Origin of the sequence: Thalassobaculum salexigens DSM 19539 (genome assembly GCF_000423805.1) — a bacterium.
Classification (GTDB): domain Bacteria; phylum Pseudomonadota; class Alphaproteobacteria; order Thalassobaculales; family Thalassobaculaceae; genus Thalassobaculum; species Thalassobaculum litoreum.
Genome location: NZ_KE384095.1, coordinates 30,640 through 49,533, shown reverse-complemented (window position 1 = coordinate 49,533; position 18,894 = coordinate 30,640). Strand labels below are relative to the sequence as shown.

The 18,894-nt window shown below is 68.1% G+C and carries 16 protein-coding genes; 3 read left to right on the top strand and 13 right to left on the bottom strand.

Annotation, left to right across the window (positions count from 1 at the left end):
* The first annotated feature begins 138 nt into the window (after window positions 1–138).
* Window positions 139–2,178: a methyl-accepting chemotaxis protein gene (locus G578_RS0120715; RefSeq protein ID WP_028795865.1), complete on the top strand. Its 2,040-nt coding sequence runs from the start codon at window positions 139–141 to the stop codon at window positions 2,176–2,178.
* Between the two features lie 37 nt (window positions 2,179–2,215).
* Here the strand turns inward: G578_RS0120715 and deoC are convergent, their stop codons facing one another.
* From deoC to G578_RS0120675, 8 genes are read right to left on the bottom strand one after another with little or no spacing between them, the layout of a single operon-like run.
* Window positions 2,216–2,986: a deoxyribose-phosphate aldolase gene (gene deoC / locus G578_RS0120710; RefSeq protein ID WP_028795864.1), complete on the bottom strand. Its 771-nt coding sequence runs from the start codon at window positions 2,984–2,986 to the stop codon at window positions 2,216–2,218.
* Entirely contained in the window at window positions 2,976–3,812 is an 837-nt protein-coding gene (locus G578_RS0120705) for a purine-nucleoside phosphorylase (RefSeq protein ID WP_028795863.1), read from the bottom strand. Before G578_RS0120705 ends, deoC begins: the two co-directional genes overlap by 11 nt.
* Complete coding sequence (locus G578_RS0120700; RefSeq protein ID WP_028795862.1) at window positions 3,809–4,333, bottom strand: GNAT family N-acetyltransferase; 525 nt, start codon at window positions 4,331–4,333, stop codon at window positions 3,809–3,811. The genes G578_RS0120705 and G578_RS0120700 overlap by 4 nt, the downstream gene beginning before the upstream one ends.
* Window positions 4,334–4,341: 8 nt before the next feature.
* Window positions 4,342–5,325, bottom strand: coding sequence for an ABC transporter permease (locus tag G578_RS0120695; protein ID WP_028795861.1), 984 nt, complete (start codon window positions 5,323–5,325; stop codon window positions 4,342–4,344).
* Complete coding sequence (locus G578_RS0120690) at window positions 5,322–6,431, bottom strand: ABC transporter permease (RefSeq protein WP_028795860.1); 1,110 nt, start codon at window positions 6,429–6,431, stop codon at window positions 5,322–5,324. The genes G578_RS0120695 and G578_RS0120690 overlap by 4 nt, the downstream gene beginning before the upstream one ends.
* An 8-nt stretch (window positions 6,432–6,439) precedes the next feature.
* A complete protein-coding gene (locus tag G578_RS0120685) occupies window positions 6,440–7,744 on the bottom strand; it encodes an anti-phage deoxyguanosine triphosphatase (protein ID WP_028795859.1) in 1,305 nt (434 codons plus the stop codon).
* A complete protein-coding gene (locus G578_RS27425) occupies window positions 7,741–9,345 on the bottom strand; it encodes an ABC transporter ATP-binding protein (RefSeq protein WP_245565664.1) in 1,605 nt (534 codons plus the stop codon). The genes G578_RS0120685 and G578_RS27425 overlap by 4 nt, the downstream gene beginning before the upstream one ends.
* Before the next feature lie 34 nt (window positions 9,346–9,379).
* Window positions 9,380–10,393 (bottom strand): BMP family lipoprotein, encoded by a 1,014-nt coding sequence (locus G578_RS0120675; protein WP_028795858.1) that lies wholly within the window; start codon window positions 10,391–10,393, stop codon window positions 9,380–9,382.
* Between the two features lie 233 nt (window positions 10,394–10,626).
* On the opposite strand from G578_RS0120675, the gene G578_RS29945 reads away from it, so the two are divergent.
* Window positions 10,627–10,965 (top strand): DUF1491 family protein, encoded by a 339-nt coding sequence (locus tag G578_RS29945; RefSeq protein ID WP_028795857.1) that lies wholly within the window; start codon window positions 10,627–10,629, stop codon window positions 10,963–10,965.
* Window positions 10,966–10,991: 26 nt separating this feature from the next.
* Here the strand turns inward: G578_RS29945 and G578_RS0120665 are convergent, their stop codons facing one another.
* The 3 genes from G578_RS0120665 to G578_RS0120655 all read right to left on the bottom strand — a co-directional run bounded on the left by G578_RS0120665 (window position 10,992) and on the right by G578_RS0120655 (window position 13,605).
* Entirely contained in the window at window positions 10,992–11,903 is a 912-nt protein-coding gene (locus G578_RS0120665) for a DMT family transporter (RefSeq protein WP_156907414.1), read from the bottom strand.
* A complete protein-coding gene (locus G578_RS28740) occupies window positions 11,878–12,888 on the bottom strand; it encodes an NAD-dependent epimerase/dehydratase family protein (protein ID WP_028795855.1) in 1,011 nt (336 codons plus the stop codon). The genes G578_RS0120665 and G578_RS28740 overlap by 26 nt, the downstream gene beginning before the upstream one ends.
* A gap of 180 nt (window positions 12,889–13,068) precedes the next feature.
* Window positions 13,069–13,605 (bottom strand): peptidylprolyl isomerase, encoded by a 537-nt coding sequence (locus G578_RS0120655; RefSeq protein ID WP_028795854.1) that lies wholly within the window; start codon window positions 13,603–13,605, stop codon window positions 13,069–13,071.
* Window positions 13,606–13,797: 192 nt separating this feature from the next.
* Between G578_RS0120655 and G578_RS0120650 the strand changes: the two genes are divergently transcribed.
* Window positions 13,798–15,330 (top strand): DHA2 family efflux MFS transporter permease subunit, encoded by a 1,533-nt coding sequence (locus G578_RS0120650; RefSeq protein WP_051245114.1) that lies wholly within the window; start codon window positions 13,798–13,800, stop codon window positions 15,328–15,330.
* A gap of 12 nt (window positions 15,331–15,342) precedes the next feature.
* On the opposite strand, the gene pheT is transcribed toward G578_RS0120650, so the two are convergent.
* Together pheT and pheS are read right to left on the bottom strand one after the other, a co-directional pair.
* Window positions 15,343–17,742: a phenylalanine--tRNA ligase subunit beta gene (gene pheT / locus G578_RS0120645; RefSeq protein ID WP_028795852.1), complete on the bottom strand. Its 2,400-nt coding sequence runs from the start codon at window positions 17,740–17,742 to the stop codon at window positions 15,343–15,345.
* Between the two features lie 3 nt (window positions 17,743–17,745).
* The gene (pheS, locus tag G578_RS0120640) at window positions 17,746–18,816 is read right to left on the bottom strand and encodes a phenylalanine--tRNA ligase subunit alpha (RefSeq protein ID WP_028795851.1); all 1,071 of its coding nucleotides are present in this window, start codon (window positions 18,814–18,816) and stop codon (window positions 17,746–17,748) included.
* Window positions 18,817–18,894: the final 78 nt, after the last annotated feature.

Sequence of the window (18,894 nt, the reverse complement as noted above, 5' to 3'; positions counted from 1 at the left end):
GCCGAGACGTCCCGGTTTTTCGCATACACCACGGACCGATTTCCCGGGACAGGGCCGCCGACATAGTGTGTGAATGCTGTCTGAAAGTCTGCTAAGTCTAGGCTCTCGGCGGAAAAATCATGATGTGATCCAGCGGCGATGAAGTTCAAACACAAGATCATGGCTGCGTTGCTGGCAGCCGGCATCCTGCCGATGATCGTGATTTCCCTGTTGGACCTCTCCCGCATGTACACCATGGCCGAAGACGCGGCCCGTGCGGAAATCGCCTCCGTCGTCGACCTGAAACAGGAGATGGTCGAGACCTATTTCGGAACACTTCTGAGCATTGCCCGAACGCTCGCGATCAATCCGGTGGTCACCGACGCGACGCGGGCCTTTACCGCCGCCGTCGACGAACTGGACGCCTCGCAAGACGTCGCCGTGGACCCCGAGAGCCTGGAGGCGCGCTATCGCTATCAGCAGGAAAACACCACGGGGGCAACGCCGGACGATCTGGCCCGCTGGATGAAGATCGACCCGGTGTCGGAGAAGCTTCAACACCTTTACATTTCGGATAATCCCCAGGAAATCGGTGAAAAACACCGCCTCATGAGGGCTGGCGACGGTAGTCGATACTCAAGCCTGCATGAGGTCTATCACCCGTACTTTAAGGCATATCTCGAAGAGTTCGCGTTCTACGATATCTTTCTGTTCGAGCCTGACGCGGGTCGCATCGTCTACTCGGTCTTCAAGGAGCTCGATTACGGCACGTCCTTCGTTGACGGCCCTTACAGCGGCTCGGCATTCGGACGGGCCGTTCAACAGATCATTCGCGACCAGTCGGACGACCTCGTCTTCGTCGATTTCGAACCCTACGAGCCCTCCTACAATCAGGATGCGTCGTTCCTGCTGGCGCCCCTCAAGGACAAGGGCGAGCTGATCGGCATCATCGCTTTCCAGATGCCGGTCGACCGGATCAACGCGATCGTCAACAAGGACATCGCCGGCTTCGAGACCGCCGAAACCTTCCTGATCGGGTCGAACGGACAACTGCGTTCCGTCCCGGAGACCGCCGACGATCTTGCCATTGGCACGGCCCTGTCCAGCGAGGTCGTCACCCGGGCCCTCGGCGGTACGCAAGGGCGCATCGCCGCGACGGATCACAAGGGTGTACCGGTCATCGCCGGGTTCGAGCGGGTCAGTCTTCCCGGGCTCGACTGGAAGATCATCCTCTCCGTGACGGAAGAAGAGGCGATGGCGGATGCCAATGCCTCGATCCGCAACGCCCTCGTCACTCTTGGCGTGTTCAGCCTGCTCATCCTGGCATGCGGCTATGGGTTGGGGGTGGTTCTCCTGCGGCCTATTCAGGCCCTCGGCCGGGATTTTCACGAAAGCGTCGTCGGCGCGATGACCGCCCTGCATCGGGCGTCGAGACAGTCCACGATCGCCGCGGAATCGATGGTCGCAACGGCCGACTCGACCAGCCGCCAGGGCTCTGTCGTGAAGGAAAACTCGGTTGCCGCGGCGGAGAACGTCTCCGTCGTCGCCGTCGCGATGGATCAGATGGCGTCCTCGATCCAGGAGATCGTCAAAGGGGTGACCAAGACCTCGGGTCTCACGGATGACGCGTCCGACAGGGCCAATGCGGCGACGTCCTCGTTGCAGAACCTGGAAACCGCAACGAAGCGCATCACCGGCGTGGTCACCCTGATCAAGGACATCGCCAACAAGACGAACCTGCTGGCCCTGAACGCCTCCATCGAGGCGGCCCGGGCGGGAGATGCGGGGCGCGGATTTTCCGTCGTCGCCGAAGAGGTCAGAAAACTCGCGGCCCAGACCACCGCTTCCACCGAGGAAATCGGCTCGGAGGTCGACAGCGTGACCAAGGCCGTTCGGGAGAACGTCGCCGCCATCCGGGCCATCACCGAGGCCATCGAGCTCGTCCGCGAACAGGCGACGGCCATGTCCACCGCCGCCGAGGAACAGGGTGCGGTGACGACGGACATCACCGGCAACATGGCGGACACGGCCCAGCGCGTCTCCGCCGTCGATCAGACCATCGGCGGTGTCGAGTCGGCCTCGGCCGAGGCGGCCGTGGCGGCGAGAGACGTGATGCAGCAGATGCAGAGCGTGGACGAGGCCGAACGGAAAGTGACGCAGGCGGTCGACGCTTTCCTGAAGAAGTTCAAGGATATTTAGTCCGAGCAGCCTTTGCGAGGCGGCCGGATTCGGTATCTCAATACCCTGCCGACACCGTCGCCGGCCTGCCGTCCAGCGTCGCCAGCAGCGCGTCCAGCAACCCACTGGCGCCGAAGCGGAAGTTTGACGGCTCGGCCCGTCCGTTGATCGCGTCGGCCAGCCGCAGATAGGCGGCGGCCTGTTCCGTCGTGCGCACCCCGCCGGACACCTTCACGCCGACCGGGCGGCCCGCCGCCGCTGCGACATCCAGCAGCGCATGGGCGGCCTCCAGCGTGGCGGAAATCGCCACCTTGCCGGTGGAGGTCTTCAGGAAATCCGCCCCCGCGTCCACCGCCAGCGCCGCCGCCTCTCGGATCGCGGACGGGGTCAGCAGGCGCCCGGTCTCCAGGATCACCTTCAGGGTCGCCTCGCCGGTCATCAGCCGGGCCATGTCGAGCACCGCCCGGGCCTCCGCGACCCGGCCGGTCAGCAGGGCGGTATAGGGCAGCACCACGTCGATCTCGTCGGCGCCGTCGGCGATGGCCGGCAGGATCTCGTCGCGTACCTGCTCCACATTGTCGCGGCCGTGCGGGAAGTTGACCACGGTGCAGACCTTCACGCCGCTTCCCTCCAGCCGGTCGCGGCAGAGCGGCACGAAGCGCGGCCACACGCAGACGGCGGCGACCGGGCCTGCGGGGGTGACCGCGCGGCGGCAGAGTGTCTCGATGGCCGCGTCGTCGTCGCCGTCGTTCAGCGAGGTCAGGTCGAGGCAGGCGATCGCCCGGCGGGCGGTCTCGGCCAGGGCATCGGTGGAGGTGTCAGAGGTCATCGGCGGCGATCCCGGCGAAGGCGGTGAGCAGGCGGGCGAGGTCCATGGCCATACCGGCCCCGGTGGTCATGACGTCGGCATGGTCCAGCGCGGCGCCGGCGCCCATCCCGGCGGCCAGGTTTGTGATGGTCGAGATCCCGGCCACCTTCACCCCCATATGCCGCAGCGCGATGCATTCCGGCACGGTGGACATCCCGACCGCATCGGCGCCCAGGGTCCGGAAGGCGCGGATCTCCGCCGGGGTCTCGAAGCTCGGGCCCGGGTACCAGAAGTAGACGCCTTCCGCGAGGTCGAGTCCGATTCCCTCGGCGGCGGCGGCCAGATGGCCGCGCAGGCCCGGATCGTAGGCGGTGGTCATATCGATGAACCGGGCACCCAGCGCATCCAGGTTCGGTCCGGTCAGCGGGTTCTGGCCGGACCAGTTGATGTGGTCGGCGATCGCCATCAGCCGGCCGGGTCCGACCTCCTCGCGCAGGGAGCCAGCGGCGTTGGTCAGCACCACCGCATTGCAGCCGAGCCGGACGAGCGTGCGCACGGGACGCACCACGTCGGCCATCGGGTGCCCTTCATAGGCATGGGCCCGGCCGCGCAGCATGGCGACCGGCACACCGCCGAGTGAGCCCAGCCGCAGCCGTCCGGCATGGCTGTCCACGGCGGGCTTCGGAAAGCCGGGAATATCGGCATAGGAAATGTCGACCGGGTCCGTGATCGCCTCGGCGCAGGCATCCAGCCCGGAGCCGAGCACAATACCGAGCCGCGGCCGGAACCCGGGGGCGGCAGCCTGGATGGCCGCGACGGCGGCGTCTATACGGTCGATTTCGGTCATGACAGGGCGATCCGATAAATGACGCCGGGATAGAGCGGGCCGCAGGGCCGCTGGACGATGTCGCTGCCGCAGAGCTCGCCGCCCAGGCTTTCGGGGATCCGGCGGCTGCGGTGGTTCTCCTCGGCCGCGACATAGAGCACGTCCGCCTCCCTCAGGACGTCGCGGACATAGCCGATCAGGCCGACGATTGCCTCCCGTCCGTAGCCCTGGCCCTGGGCATCTGCACGGATCCAGATGCCGAGGTCGGGTCGCTGGTGCTTGCGATAGTGAATGCCCCCCATGCCGAGAAACCGCGTCGACGCCTTTTCCCGGATCGGCACCGCCACCTCGCGCCCCTCTGCCGCCAGGACCAGCCATTTGCGGCCGAGCTCGCGGATCTCGTCCACGGACTGCGCCGGATTGAAGGTCATGTACTCGCAGATCTCCGGCGTGACGGCGTCGAAGATGTCCCGCGCGTCGTCCGCGCGATAGGCACGCAGGCGCAGCCGCTCGGTCTCGATCTCCAGGGACGACAGGTCCATGGCCCGCCTCACCGTTCCTTCACATAGGGCACGCCGATCGCCCGGGGGGCGATGGCCTTGCCGATGAAGCCCGCGAGCAGGATCACCGTCAAGGCATAGGGCAGGGCCTGGATCAGCGCCACCGGCGCCTGGCCGATGCCGGGGATCTCCACGCCTTGGAGCCTTGTGGCGACGGCGTCGAGGAAGCCGAACAGCAGGCAGGCCATCAGGGCCGGAACCGGCCGCCACTTGCCGAAGATCAGGGCGGCCAGCGCGATGTAGCCCTTGCCCGCCGTCATGTCGCGCACAAAGGCGGCGGACTGGGCGGTGGAGAGATAGGCGCCGGCGATCCCGCACAGCGCCCCGGTGAACAGCAGCGCCCGGTAGCGCAGGAAGGTCACCGAGATGCCGGCGGTGTCGACCGCGCTCGGGCTCTCGCCGACGGCGCGCAGGCGCAGGCCGAACCGGGTGCGGTACACCACCCACCAGGTGAACGGGACGGAGAGCAGGGCGACATAGACCAGGATGTTGTGGCCGCTGATCACCTCGGCATAGAGCTGGCCGATCACCGGGACCTCGCGGACCGCGGTGGCGAAGGGCCAGACCAGGGCGCGGAACCGGCCGTCGGAGGCCAGCGGCGGCGTCTGCCCACCCTGGGAGAACCAGGCGATGCCGAGCACGATGGTCAGCCCGGCCACCAGCACGTTGATCGCCACGCCGCTGACCACCTGGTCGCCGCGATGGGTGATGCAGGCGAAGCCGTGCAGCATGGCGAGCGCCGTCGACACCGCCATGGCGGCGAGCAGTCCGAGCCAGGCATTGCCGGTGACATAGGCGGTGGCGGCGGCGGCAAAGGCGCCGGCCAGCATCTTGCCCTCCAGCCCGATATCCACCACCCCGGAGCGCTCGCTGAACAGCCCGGCCATGGCGCACAGGATCAGCGGCGCGGCAACCCGGATGGTGGCATCCAGGGTCAGGATCGACAGCAGCCAGAGATCGGCGAGGTCGGTCATTGGGCCGCCTCCCGCCGGGCGGTCCAGGCCCGCCACAGCTTCAGCGCCGTCGGGTGCAGCATGAAGGCGAGCGCGCCGGAGAACAGGATCACCAGGCCCTGGATGACGACCACGAGGTCGCGGGTGATGGTCTGGAATTCGAAATCGAGCTCGGTGCCGCCCTGATACAGGGCGCCGAACAGCAGGCTGGCCAGCACGATCCCGACCGGGTGGCTGCGGCCCATCAGGGCGACGGCGATGCCGGTGAAGCCGTAGCCGGCGGTGAAGTTCAGCAGTAGCCGGTGATGCACGCCCAGGATCTCGTTCAGCCCGACGAAGCCGGCCAGCGCGCCGGAGATCACCATGGAGACGACGATCACCCGCTTGGGGTCGATGCCGGCATAGACGGCCGCCTTCTCGTTATGGCCGACCGTGCGGATCGCGTAGCCCCAGCGGGTGCGCCAGATCAGCAGCCAGACGAAGATGCAGGCCAGCCCGGCCCAGACGATCGACAGGTTCAGCGGCGCGGGTGTGACGTCGATGCCGAAGCCGGCGAGGATGTCGTGCATGAAGGGCAGCCAGGCGCTCTCCGCCATCTCCCGGCTCTGCGGCGACATCTGACCCGGCTCTATCACCACGTTCACCATCAGGTGCACCATTAGCGCGGCGGCCAGGAAGTTGAACATGATGGTGGTGATGACGATGTGGCTGCCACGATGGGCCTGCAGCCAGGCCGGAATGAACGCCCAGGCCGCGCCGAACACGCCGCCGGCCAGCCCCGCGAGCGGGATCAGCAGCCAGCCGGGCAGGGCGGTGTCCAGCGAAAGGGCGACGACGCCCACGCCCAGCCCGCCGATATAGGCCTGGCCCTCGCCGCCGATGTTGAACAGCCCGGCATGGTGGGCGACCGCCACGGCCAGTCCGGTGAAGATCAGGTTGGTGGTGTAGTACAGCGTGTAGCCGAGCGAGCCGGGATAGCCGAAGGCGCCCGCCACCAGCACGTCCAGCGCCTCCAGCGGGTTCTCGCCCACCAGCAGCACGATCAGGCCGGCGACCAGGAAGGCCATCAGGATATTCAGCGCCGGCAGGACGCCGATATCGATCCAGGCGGGCAGCTCCCGGCTCATGCAGGTCCTCAGAGTTCGTCGGTGGTGGTGCCGAAGCCCGGCTCGAACATGCGCCGGTACAGCCGCTCGGCATAGGTATCGGTCATCCCGGCGATGTAGTCGCAGACCTGCCGCCGGATCGGGTCGCTGTCCAGCAGGTCGTCGCGCGCGCCCTCCGGGATCATGGTCGGGTCCAGCACCAGCTCGTCGAACAGGCTGTTCACCACCAGATGCCCCTTGCGGCGGAGCTGGCGGACCGAGGCGCTGTTGATCACCGTCTGGTAGACGAAAGTCTTCAGGAACCGCACCAGATCCTTCACCGGCCCGGCGAAGTCCACCGTGTGGCGCAGCAGCGGATGTTCGAATTCCGGCCGCTCGAACACGGTCACATGGGTGACCAGCACGTTGACCAGGGCGGAGATCGCCTGTTTGCGGTCGTAGCTGGAACGCGAGAACAGGGCATCGGCCAGGGCGTCGCGGTCGAGGCCGAGGCCCTCCGTCTTCAGCCCCTCGAAATCCGGCAGGTCGGTGGCGGCGGCGGCATAGGCCTCGAAGGTGTCGCGGCGGATCAGCCCGCGGGCGATGGCGTCCTCCAGGTCGTGGACCCCGTAGGCGATGTCGTCGGCGCATTCCATCAGCGCGCAGTCCATGGTGCGGTAGATCGGCCGCCCGGTCGTGTCCAGCGCCGGCAGGGTGTCGCGGTCGGCGTTGGAGAACGGCGCCAGCGCCCAGTCGACGATGTCCTGCTCGCTGTCCAGGTAGCATTTCGGCGGCCGGTCGTCGGCATCCTTGCCGAGCGTGGCGAAGGCGGCGGAGCAGGCGGAGTAGGAGGCCGGGTATTTCAGCACCGCCAGGTTCAGCCGCCGCGTCGGGTTCAGGCCGATGCCCGGACGCCGGTACTTCTCCAGCCGGTTCAGCACGCGCAGGGTCTGGCCGTTGCCCTCGAAGCCGCCACTGCCGGCCATGCAGGCGTTGAGGGTCTCCTCGCCGCTATGGCCGTAGGGCGGGTGGCCGAGGTCGTGGGCGTGGCAGGAGGCGGTCATCAGCGAGGCCGAGGGCAGCCAGGCCTTCACCGTCTCCGGCACCGACGGATCGGCGCGGATCTTCAGCAGCAGCCCCTCGCCGATCTGGCCGCATTCGATGCTGTGGGTCAGACGGGTACGGTGGAAATCGCCCTCGCCGGTGGCCATGACCTGGGTCTTGCCCTGCAGCCGGCGGAAGGCCGCGGAATGGATCACCCGTCCCTTGTCATGGTCGTAGGCGTCGCGCACATCGGCCGAGCGCGTCGGCTCCGGATGGCGGCGCTCGGTGAGGGCCGCAAGATCGTCCTTCATGCCGGATCTCCCTGGGTACGACCTTGCGCGCGAATCTCGGACAGGGGCACGTTGGCCATCATCAGGCCGAGCGTGCGCTCGTCCGCCTCGTCGGCCGGCAGCTCGCCGACCAGGGCGCCGCCGCACATCACCAGGATGCGGTCGCTCAGCCCCATGATCTCGTCCAGCTCGACCGAGACCAGCAGGATCGCGGCGCCGGCATCGCGCATGGCGACGAGCTGGCGGTGGATGAACTCGATGGCGCCGATATCGACGCCGCGGGTCGGCTGGCCGACCAGCAGGATCTTCGGATCGCCGTCCAGCTCGCGGGCCAGGACCAGCTTCTGCTGGTTGCCGCCGGAGAACAGCGAGGATTTCAGCGACGGGTCCGGCGGGCGGACGTCGAAGCCCTCCATCTTCGCCCGGCAGGCCTCCTCGATCGCGCCTGGATCGGTCAGCACGCCCGCGTTGTACCGGTCGTCCGTGTGATGGCCGAGGATCGCGCTCTCCTTGGCGTCGAAATCCATCACCATGCCCATGGCGTGCCGGTCTTCCGGCACATGGCCGACCCCGGCCGCCCGCACCGCCGCCCCGTTGGATGGACGGTCGGGCGCGATCTCCAGATCGTCGAGCCGCACGGTGCCCGTCGTGGGGGTCCGCAGCCCGGCCAGCACCTCCAGCAGCTCGCTCTGGCCGTTGCCGGACACCCCGGCCAGGCCGACGATCTCGCCGGCCCGCACGGTGAAGGAGACGTCGTGCAGCCGGGTCACTCCGGCGCTGTCGACCACGCCGAGACCGGCGACCGAGAGCAGCGGCGCTCCGGGACTGGCGGGACCCTTGTCGACCCGGAACAGCACCTTGCGGCCGACCATCAGCTCGGCCAGTTCCCCGCGCGAGGTCTGCGCGGTCGGCCGGTGGGCGACCATCTCGCCGCGGCGCATCACCGAGACGGTGTCGGTGACCGCCAGGATCTCGCGCAGCTTGTGGGTGATCAGGATGACGGTGACGCCCTCGCGCTTCAGTTCGCGCAGGATCTCGAAGAGCTGGTCGGTCTCCTGCGGCGTCAGCACGCCGGTCGGCTCGTCCAGGATCAGGATTCGGGCGCCGCGATACAGCGCCTTCAGGATCTCCACCCGCTGCTGCAGCCCCACCGGCAGCTCGCCGACGATCGCATCCGGGTCGATCTCCAGCCCGTACTCGCGGCCCAGGCGCAGCAGCTCCGCCCGGGCGGCGCCGATGCCCGCTGCCAGCAGCGGCGCGCCCTCCGCCCCCAGCATGACGTTCTCCACCACGGTGAAGGGCGGGACCAGCATGAAGTGCTGATGCACCATGCCGATGCCGGCGCGGATCGCGTCCTTGGCGTTGCGGATCGTCACCCGCCGGCCGTCGATCCGGATCTCCCCCGAATCGGCCTCGTAGAAGCCGTAGAGGATGCTCATCAATGTGGATTTGCCGGCGCCGTTCTCGCCGACGATGCCGTGGATCGTTCCCGGCGCCACCGACAGGGACACGTCGCGGTTTGCCTGGACCGGTCCGAACCGCTTCTCGATGCCGATCAGCTCGATGGCAGGGGAAGAGGACGGGACGGAGCGCGTGTCGGCCGTGTCTTCGGCGATGCTCACTCCGTCCCCTCCACGTTTGCTGCGCTGCGCCGGCTCAGTGCGGGCAGGCGTTGTCGGACATGTAGTCGTGCACCGTGATCTTGCCGAGGCTGATGCTCGACTTGGCCAGCTCCACCTCGCGCTTCATCTCGCCGCTGATCAGATCCCGGTTGTTGTCGTCCAGCGCCCAGTCGACGCCGCCCTCGGCCAGGCCGAGATTCTGCACGCCGGTGGTGAACTTGTCGTTCGCCGCGTCGGAGAACGCCATGTAGGCGGCCACGTCCACCCGCTTCAGCATCGAGGTCAGCATGGTGCCCGGATGCAGGTGGTTCTGGTTGCTGTCGACGCCGATCGCCAGCTTGCCGCTGTCGGCGGCCGCCTGGTAGACGCCGAGGCCGGTGCCGCCGGCGGCGGCGAAGATCACGTCGGCGCCCCGGTCGAACTGCGACTTGGCGAGCTCGCTGCCCTTGGTCGGATCGTTCCAGGCCGACGGCGTGGTGCCGGTCATGTTCTGAAACACGTCGATGTCCGGATTGGCGTGCTTGGCACCCTGGACATAGCCGCAGGCGAAGCGGCGGATCAGCGGAATGTCCATGCCGCCGACGAAGCCGATCTTGCCGCTCTTCGACGCCATGGCGGCGAGCATGCCGACCAGGAACGAGCCCTCATGCTCCTTGAAGACGATGGAGCGCACGTTCGGCAGGTCGACCACGCTGTCGATGATGGCGAAGTTGGTGTCCGGATTGGCCTTGGCGACCTTCTCCATGGCCGGAGCCTGGGCGAAGCCGACGCCGAGCACCGGGTTGGCGCCGCGCTGTGCCATGCGGGCGATGGCCTGCTCGCGCTGGGTCTCGTTGGTGACCTCGAACTCGCGGTAGTCGATGCCGGTCTCCGACTTGAACTTCTCGACGCCGTTATAGACGCCCTCGTTGAAGCTCTTGTCGAACTTGCCGCCCATGTCGAAGACGACGGCGGGGGAAATGTCGGCCGCCAGGGCCGGGCCGGCTATCATGGTCAGCGCAACGGCGGCCCCCAGGAACGGATTCCGGCCGAGAAGACGAAGGTGCATGGTGAGCTCCCCTGTTTGGGTCCGTCAAATCGACGGTTGAGGTGTAATCTATGCGAAATCATAAGGTGTTCCCAGCGTCTCGGGCCCAGCGTCTCGGGTCCAGCGTCTCGCGGGACGAACACAACGAAGAGGTTAGTGTGACCGAACCGCGACATCATAAGGTGTTCCCAGCGTCTCGGGCCCAGCGTCTCGGGTCCAGCGTCTCGCGGGACGAACACAACGAAGAGGTTAGTGTGACCGAACCGCGACTCAAGGCAGGGATCATCGTGCAGGCGGCAATCCGTCAGGCCAGCGCGCGCGGCATATCGGCGACGGTGGTGCGCCATGGCGACGACGATGCCGGACAGGTCTTCGTGGTGGTCAACCGGGGGCGCGACATCGGCTTCGTCCTGCTGGCGCCGACCCGCGACTACGACAGCGGCAAGATGGTCTGGCGCCGGCCCCTGGGCGAGCATCCGCTGCCGGAATACGAGGTCGACGCCCATATCGAGAAGGAACGCCGCATCGATCCCGACCTCTGGGTGCTGGAGATCGAGGCGCGCGACGGCTGGCACCCGTTCGACGAGGGGTGAAGGCGCTGCCGTCATAGTGACGGACGTCAGGATGACGGACGGAACCGGCCGGATAGCTGCAGCGCCACGATGCCGCCGAGCACCATCGCCGCGCCGACCCCCTGGGCCGCCGTCATCGCCTCGCCGAACAGCAGATAGGCCGCGACGATGGAGGTCACCGGCTGCAGGTTGTTCACGATGGAGCTGGTCTCCGCCCCGATCCGCGGAATCGAGGCGAAATACAGCGGGATCGAGCAGCCCTGCAGCAGGATCACGCCGAGCGCGCCGAGCCAGCCGGCGGTGGTGACCGGCGCCGTCAGCCCGGTCGTCGCCGGCACGATGATGCTCAGCGCGACGGCGGCCACCAGTGCCATGTGAAACATGATCACCAGGGAGTCCCGCCCGCCCATCGCCCGGCCGATCCAGGTGACGTTGACCGCGCAGGCGATGCCGGCCGACAGGCCGAGGAGCAGGCCGCGCGGATCGAGATGGTGGAAGCCTTCCCCCAGCATGATGGCGAGGCCGGCGAAGGCGGTCAGGAAGGCGGCAAGCCGCAGGGTACCGGGCCAGCGCCGGTCGAGCAGGGCGGTGAAGACGCTGACCAGCGGCGGGTAGACGAAGAACAGCAGGGCGGCGACGCCGACCGGGATGAACTGCACGGCGCCGATATTGCCGAAGAACATATGGGCCAGCAGCAGCCCGAGCCCCAGGCAGTTCAGCCAGGCCGTGCGGTCGACCCGCAGGGAGCGGCCCGAGGCGAGGCACCACGCGCCCACCAGGGCGACCACGAACCAGGCCCGCACCAGGGCGACGGACTGGCCGTTGGTGCCGCCCTCGAAGGCGATCCGGGCGACGGCGATGGCGAGGCCGAGCCCCACCGTCGCCGCCAGGGCGAGTGCGAAGCCGACGAGACGCCCGCGCCGACGCTCGGCGTCAGCTTCGGTCCCAGAAAGTGCCATGGTCGCGGATCCAGCCGATGAAGTCGGCCATGGTCGCGGCCAGGTCGTCGGGCAGCCGGTGGCCGGCCTCGGTCGCCAGCCGGTCCGGCTTCATGGGGAAGCGGTCCTGGTCGGACCACAGGTTGACCGTCGCCGTCTCGCCGGGTTCGGCCAGGCGGTAGGAGAAGCCCGGGAACGCCTCGGCCAGCGGGGCGCACATGTCCATGACGCTGACCTGTCGGGCCGAAGTGACGTTGAACAGGTCGCTCTTCAGGGACCCGGTCGGCGTCGCCATCAAGGCCTGCAGGGCGCCGGCGACATGCCGGGAATAGGTCCAGTCCAGCGCGTCGCGCCGGTCGAAGATCGCGGTGCCGCCGGCGCGGGCCAGCAGGGCGGCCTGCATCGGCGCCGACAGGGTGTCGCGGGCGCCGCTGTCGATCTCCCAGGCGCCGTAGATCGTCGACAGCCGCACCGAGCGGGTGTCCAGATCGGTCAGCTCGGCGTAGCGCCGCACCAGCCGCTCGGAGCCGAACTTGGTCATGCCGTAGATCTTGAACGGCTCCTCGCGGGTGCCGTACTCGTCCAGCGGGCCGTTCCAGCCGGTGTCGCCGAACGCGCCGGTGCCGTAGGCCGCTCCAGAGGAGATGTTGATCAGCCGCCTGGCCCCGGTCTTGGCGGCGGCCTTCAGGGTATGGGCGAGGCCGACCAGGTTGACCTCGATCACGCTCTCCGGCGCCTCGCGCTCCCGGTCGGGGCCGGAGGTGACGGCGGCGCCGTAGAACACCTGGTCGACCCTGTGGTCGCCGATCGCCTGGGCGATGGGCTCGGCCTGGCGGATGTCGCCCTGGATCAGGGTGTAGGAGCCGGGCAGGGCGTCGAGCCGGGCCTTGGCCACCGGATGCAGCGGGTTGCGGTCGAACAGCACGACCTGCTGGCCGTCCTCCAGGTAGCGCTCGGCCACCGCGAGGCCGATGAAGCCGCATCCGCCGGCGATCAGGGTGGTCATGGGCCGTCTCCGATGTGTGGATTACGTCCAACCAGCCTATCCCGTCGTCCTGACGAAAGTCAGGACCAAGATTCCGGCGGCGGTGCACCGCTGTTCCTGATTTGCATCAGGATGACGGGGGAGGGGACATCCGAACGGACCGCGCCCCGAGCAGGAACCCGCCCAGGACGCGGTCGACTGTTACTGCGTGTCCGCCTGGACCTTCATCGAGACGATGCTGTCCGGGTTGCGCGGCGGCTCGCCGCGGGCGATGGCGTCCACATGCTCCATGCCGTCGGTCACCTGGCCCCACACGGTGTACTGGCCGTTCAGGAACGAGCAGTCGTTGAAGCAGATGAAGAACTGGCTGTTGGCGCTGTGCGGCGCCTGGGTGCGGGCCATGCCGATGGTGCCGCGGCTGAAATTGGTGTCGGTGAACTCGGCGCGCAGGTCGTCCTTGTCGGAACCGCCCCGGCCGGTGCCGGTCGGATCGCCGGTCTGGGCCATGAAGCCTTCGATCACGCGGTGGAACACGACGCCGTCGTAGAAGCCCTCGCGCGTGAGCTCCTTGATGCGGTCGACGTGGTTCGGCGCCAGGTCTGGGCGCAGCTCGATGACCACGGGCCCGTCCTTCAGCTCCATGATCAGCGTGTTCTCAGGACCGGCGGCGGCCGCCCCGTTGGTGTCGGTCGTCATGATCGCTCCGATAATGCTTGCGGCGAACGCCAGTCGGCGCATCGACGTCTCCTTCGGCTTAAGGGTGATCGGGTCATCCCCCCACGTGTCCCGCACCTTACCGAAGCGTGCCGTGCAGGCAAGCGCTGCTGCCGCCACGAGGGCTTTTCAACGGGTAACGGGCCGCCGCCGAACATGCCATGATGGTCAAAAGATCAAAAGAAGACCGAACAAGGGAGGAGGGTGCACGGGCGCATGGCGACCGCCGTCCCATCCGCATTGCCCGACGCCGCCGGGACCAGCTTCGCGCAGCGCGCCGTCATCCTGGTATCGCTCACCTTCGTGACGATGCTCTACACGATGACGGTGATGATCGCGAACGTGGCGCTGCCGAAGATGCAGGGCACCTTCGCCGCCACCACCGACCAGATCGCCCTGGTCGTCACCTTCAACATCGTCGCCACGGCGGTGATGACGCCGGCCTCGGGCTGGCTCGCCTCGCGGTTCAGCCGGCGCTCGCTGATGTTCTGGTGTGCGGTCGGATTCACCGCCGCGTCGTTCCTGTGCGGGGTGGCGCAGAGCCTGGAGGAGCTGGTGTTGTACCGCATCCTGCAGGGCGGGTTCGGCGCGCCGCTGGTGCCGCTGGCCCAGGCGACGATCCTGGACACTTTCCCGCGCCACCAGCACGGCACGGCGACGGCGGTGTTCTCCATGGGCGTGGTGTTCGGCCCGATCATCGGCCCGACCGTCGGCGGCTTCCTGGCCGAGGAGCTGGGCTGGCGCTGGGTGTTCTTCCTGCTGGTGCCGTTCGGGCTGATCGCCATCACCGCGATCACGGTGGTGATCCAGGACCGCCGGCGATCCAATGCGATGCGGCTGGACTGGTTCGGCTTCCTGACCCTGTCGGTCGCCATCGCCTCGTTCCAGTTCATGCTGGACCGGGGCCAGCGGCTCGACTGGTTCGAATCGCCGGAGATCATGATCGAGGCGATCGTCGCGGCGCTGGCCTTCTATCTGTTCCTGGCCCATGTGGCGACGGCGGAGAAGCCGTTCCTGAACCTCGCCATGTTCCGCGACCGGAACTACGCCATCGGCTGTACCATCATGTTCCTGTTCGGCATGATCCTGTGGACGCCGATGGTGCTGTTCCCGCCGATGATGGCGAACATCCAGGGCTATCCGGAGGCGGAGATCGGCGTGTTCATGGCCCTGCGCGGCCTGGGCACCCTGGTCGCCTCGGTGGTGATGGCGTTCATCAACCGGCTGTTCGACCCGCGCCTGCTGCTGACCATCGGCTTTGTGCTTCAAGGGGTGGCCGCCGCCTATATGGGCGGGTTCGACATCAACCTGTCGCCCTTCGCGCTGGCCTGGACCAGCCTCCTGGCCGGGTTCGGGGTCGGGTTCATCTGGGTGCCGATCACGCTGATCACTTTCCGCACCCTCGACAAGGCCTTCATGAACGAGGCGACGGCGATCTACCACCTGATCCGCAATGTCGGCTCGTCGATCTTCATCTCGGTGACCATCGCGCTGGTCATCCGTACCACGGCGGCCGGCTACACGGAGCTCGTGCCCTTCGTGTCGATCTTCGCCGAAGCGAACACGCTGTTCGGCCTGCGCGGCGACTGGCCGACCGACAGCGAGCGGGCGCTGGCCGGGCTGGGGGCGGAGATGCGGCGGCAGGCGGTGATGCTGGGCTACATCAACGCCTTCTACCTCTACGCCGCCACCTGCTTCGCCATCATCCCGTTCGTGTTCATGGTGAAGTACCGGCGCGCGGAGCGGTGAGGGCGGGGCCGGTCAGCCCCGCAGCACGCCGCCGGTCTGCTTCTCCACATTGGTGACGATCTTGGCGGAGACCGCCTCGATCTGCTCGTCGGTCAGGGTGGCGTCGCGCGGCTGCAGGATGACCTCCACCGCGATCGACTTGGTACCCTCGGCAAGGCCCGGCCCGGTGTATTCGTCGAACACATGGACCCCGTCGATCAGCGCCTTGTCGGCGCCGGCCGCCGCCCGGGCGATCCTGTCCGCCGGCACGTCCGTCGCCACCACGAAGGCGAAGTCGCGGGCCACCGGCTGGAACGGGACACGCTCCAGCAGCGGGCGCTGCGGTCCCCTGCGCTTCGGCATCGGCACGTTGTCCAGCAGCACCTCGAAGGCCACCGCCGGACCCTTCACGTCGAAGGCCGCCAGGATGCGCGGGTGCAGCTCGCCGAACCGGGCCATGACCTTCGGCCCGAGGCGCAGGCAGCCGGAGCGGCCCGGGTGGTACCAGTCCGGCGCGTCGGTGGAGACCTGAAGGTTGGCCACCGGCGCCTCCAGCATCTCCAGCAGGTCGAGCACGTCGGCCTTGGCGTCGAAGGCGTCCACCGCCCGGTCGGCCTTGCGCCAGTCGCGCGGTCCGGTGCGGCCGACCCGCAGGCCGACGGCGGCCTGGGACTGATCCTCCGGCCGGTCGCCGGCATATTCCGGGCCGACCTCGAACATGGCGATGTCCGGATAGCCGACATTGGCGTTGCGCGCGGCGGCGGCCAGCAGATTCGGCAGAATCGACGGCCGCATCACGTCCAGGTCGGCGCTGATCGGATTGACCAGATGCAGGGCCGGTGCCCCGCCGCCGAACAGCTCTGCATGCTTGGCCGGCAGGAAGGAGAAGGTCACCGCCTCCATCATGCCGCGGCCGGCAAGCGCCCGCTTGGCGAGGCGGCGGCGGTTCTGCTCGGCGGTCAGGGCCGGCTGGCCGACGACGCTGGTGCGCTCCATGGAGACCGGCGCGATCCTGTCGTAGCCGAAGACGCGGACGACCTCCTCCACCAGATCGGCCTCGCCCTCCACGTCGCCGCGCCACGGCGGCGGGGTGACGCTCATGGTCTCGCCCGACCCTTCCACCTCGAAGCCGAGGGTGGTGAGGATGCGCTGGGCCTCCGCCTCCGGCACCTCGACGCCGCATAGGGCGGCGATGCGGGAATGGCGCAGGGGCAGCTTGCGGCGCCAGTCGCGGCCCTCGCCGTTCAGGACGGTCTCGCTGACCTCGCCGCCGCAGATCTCCAGCACCATGCGGGCGGCGACCTCGGCCCCCCACCAGGGGCCGGTCTGATCGAGGCCGCGCTCGAACCGGTAGCGGGCGTCGGACAGCACGCCGAGCTTGCGCCCGGTGGCGGCCACCGAGGTCTCGTCGAAGATCGCGACCTCCAGGAACATGTCCGTGGTGTCGTCGTCCACGCCGGTGCGCTCGCCGCCCATGATGCCGGCGAGATCGTCGACGCCGTTCGCGTCGCCGATCACCAGCATGCCGGCCTCGAAGGTGTACTCCTTGCCGTTCAGGGCGAGGTACGTCTCGCCGTCCCTGGCCAGTCGGATCGTCGGGTTGCCGTGCAGCTTCTTGGCGTCATAGGCGTGCAGCGGGCGGCCGAGATCGAGCATCATGTAGTTGGTGATGTCGACCAGGGCGGAGATCGGGCGCAGGCCGACGGCGCGCAGACGGTCCTGCATCCAGGCCGGGGACGGGCCGTTCTTCACGCCGCGGAAATAGCGGCCGCTGACCGCCGGGCAGAGATGCGCCTGGTCGGCCGGCAGGTCGATATCGAAGCGCAGCGGGCTGGCGAACGTACCCTCGACCGGCGAGGTGTCCAGCGGCTTCAGGGTGCCGAGGCCGGAGGCGGCGAGATCGCGGGCGATGCCGCGCACGCCCAGGCAGTCGGCCCGGTCCGGGGTGATGGCGATGTCGATGATCGGGTCGTCCAGCCCGGCATAGGCGGCATAGGCCTGGCCGACCGGCGCGTCGTCCGGCAGGTCGATGATGCCGTCGTGATTGTCGCTCAGGCCGAGCTCGCGCTCCGACAGCAGCATGCCGTTGCTGTCCTCGCCGCGGATCTTGCCCGGCTTCAGCAGCAGGTCGGTGCCCGGCACGTAGCTGCCCGGCGGGGCGAAGACGCCCTTCATGCCGGTGCGGGCGTTCGGCGCGCCGCAGACCACCTGCACGATGCCGTCGCCGGCATCGACCTTGCAGACCCGCAGGCGGTCGGCATTCGGGTGCTGCACCGCCTCCACCACATGGGCGACGCGGAACGCGGCGAAGGCGGCGGCGCGGTCTTCCACTTCCTCAAGCTCGAGGCCGAGCATGGTGAGCCGGTCGGTGATCTCCTGGAGCGACGCGTCGGTGTCCAGATGATCCTTCAGCCAGGACAGGGTGAACTTCATGGCTCAGAGGCCTCCGGCGATGGTCGGCTGGGCCAGCGGCACGAAGCCGTAATGGCGCATCCAGCGCAGGTCGCTGTCATAGAACGGGCGCAGGTCGGGAATGCCGTATTTCAGCATGGCGATCCGCTCGATCCCCATGCCGAAGGCGAAGCCCTGGTACTCGGTCGGGTCGATCCCGGCATAGCGCAGCACATTCGGGTGCACCATGCCGGAGCCGAGGATCTCCAGCCAGTCGCCGTGATTGCCGATCTTCAGCTCGCCGCCGGCGCGCGAGCAGCCGATATCGACCTCGGCCGAGGGTTCGGTGAACGGGAAGTAGCTCGGCCGGAAGCGCAGCGGCAGGTCGTCGATGCCGAAGAAGGCCCGGCAGAAATCGGTCAGGCAGCCCTTCAGGTGGCCCATATGGCTGATCTTGTCGATCACCAGCCCCTCGACCTGATGGAACATCGGCGAGTGGGTGGCGTCGTGGTCGGAGCGGAAGGTGCGGCCCGGCACGATGATGCGGATCGGCGGGGTCTGCTTCTCCATGGTGCGGATCTGCACCGGGCTGGTGTGGGTGCGCAGGACCTTGCGCTCGCCGTTGGCGTCCGGCGTCAGATAGAAGGTGTCGTGGTCCTGGCGCGCCGGATGGTCCGGCGGGAAGTTGAGCGCTTCGAAGTTATAGTAGTCGCTCTCGATATCCGGCCCTTCGGCGACCACGAAGCCCATCTCGGCGAAGATTGCGGTCAGCTCGTCGATGGTCTGGGTGATCGGGTGGATGCGGCCCTTCATCTCCGGGCGCGCCGGCAGGGAGACGTCGATCCGCTCGGCGACGAGGCGGGTGTCCAGCGCGGCCGCCGCCAGCTCGCCTTTGCGCGCATCGAGGGCGCCGGCCACCCGGTCCTTGATCCGGTTCAGCGCCTGGCCGGCTTCCTTGCGGGTCTCCGGGTCCATGCCGCCGAGGGTCTTCATCTCGGCGGTAAGCCGCCCTTTCTTGCCCAGGGCGGCGACCCGCACCTGCTCCAGCGCGTCGAGATTCCCCGCACGCTCCACCTCGGCCAGCAGTTCGGCCTCTAACGCTTCGATATTTGCCATCAGTCTGTGCCCGTTTCCCGGTCCGGTGGGCGCCGTTTTAGCGGGTCGCCAACGGTTTTGCGAGCCCTCAGGCGCCAT

Bases quoted from the DNA above. Each gene is read 5' to 3' on its own strand.
- G578_RS28740 (WP_028795855.1), bottom strand. From the start codon at position 12,888: ATGACCACCCTGATCGCCGGCGGATGCGGCTTCATCGGCCTCGCGGTG.
- G578_RS0120685 (WP_028795859.1), bottom strand. From the start codon at position 7,744: ATGAAGGACGATCTTGCGGCCCTCACCGAGCGCCGCCATCCGGAGCCG.
- deoC (WP_028795864.1), bottom strand. From the start codon at position 2,986: ATGACCTCTGACACCTCCACCGATGCCCTGGCCGAGACCGCCCGCCGG.
- G578_RS0120665 (WP_156907414.1), bottom strand. From the start codon at position 11,903: ATGGCACTTTCTGGGACCGAAGCTGACGCCGAGCGTCGGCGCGGGCGT.
- G578_RS0120700 (WP_028795862.1), bottom strand. From the start codon at position 4,333: ATGGACCTGTCGTCCCTGGAGATCGAGACCGAGCGGCTGCGCCTGCGT.
- G578_RS0120705 (WP_028795863.1), bottom strand. From the start codon at position 3,812: ATGACCGAAATCGACCGTATAGACGCCGCCGTCGCGGCCATCCAGGCT.
- pheT (WP_028795852.1), bottom strand. From the start codon at position 17,742: ATGAAGTTCACCCTGTCCTGGCTGAAGGATCATCTGGACACCGACGCG.
- pheS (WP_028795851.1), bottom strand. From the start codon at position 18,816: ATGGCAAATATCGAAGCGTTAGAGGCCGAACTGCTGGCCGAGGTGGAG.
- G578_RS0120655 (WP_028795854.1), bottom strand. From the start codon at position 13,605: ATGCGCCGACTGGCGTTCGCCGCAAGCATTATCGGAGCGATCATGACG.
- G578_RS0120690 (WP_028795860.1), bottom strand. From the start codon at position 6,431: ATGAGCCGGGAGCTGCCCGCCTGGATCGATATCGGCGTCCTGCCGGCG.
- G578_RS0120675 (WP_028795858.1), bottom strand. From the start codon at position 10,393: ATGCACCTTCGTCTTCTCGGCCGGAATCCGTTCCTGGGGGCCGCCGTT.
- G578_RS0120650 (WP_051245114.1), top strand. From the start codon at position 13,798: ATGGCGACCGCCGTCCCATCCGCATTGCCCGACGCCGCCGGGACCAGC.
- G578_RS0120695 (WP_028795861.1), bottom strand. From the start codon at position 5,325: ATGACCGACCTCGCCGATCTCTGGCTGCTGTCGATCCTGACCCTGGAT.
- G578_RS0120715 (WP_028795865.1), top strand. From the start codon at position 139: ATGAAGTTCAAACACAAGATCATGGCTGCGTTGCTGGCAGCCGGCATC.